This window comes from Actinoplanes sp. NBRC 103695 (assembly GCF_030269485.1).
Lineage (GTDB): Bacteria > Actinomycetota > Actinomycetes > Mycobacteriales > Micromonosporaceae > Actinoplanes.
Map to the genome: position 1 here is coordinate 93,502 of NZ_BSTL01000035.1, position 487 is coordinate 93,988.

Consider the following 487-nt stretch of genomic DNA (forward strand, 5'->3'; position numbering starts at 1 on the left):
CCGCTACCGCCACTCACGGCTCCGGCGTGGAACGCAGTGGTAGATCCCGGCGCGAGTGGTAGATCCAGCCGCAAGTGGTAGGACCTGGCGGTATCCCGGCCCGAATACCGTCCTGCGCTACCACGGTCCGCGCTGGTGGTAGTCGGGAGCGGTCTGGAGGTTCTGGATGGCGTCTGGACCTACCACTGTCCGCGCGAAGGCGGGACCGCGACGGTCGGTGGCTGGCCGTCCCCTCTCTGCCAGGCCCGGATTCCGCGCTGAGCTACCGCTTTCGTGCCCGGCTACCACTCTCGGTGGGTTCTACCACTGCGTTCCCGGCCCGGAGCCGCGAGTGGCGGCAATACCCGTGAGCAGCACCCCGCGGGCCTTGCCCCTTGATCTTGGACACTTGAGCCGGGGATCTTGATGGTCCTGGGAGATCTGGAGTCCTGGAAGATCATGGTGAACAAGCATTATCCGCCCGAGTTCCGGGCTGACGCGGTCGCGT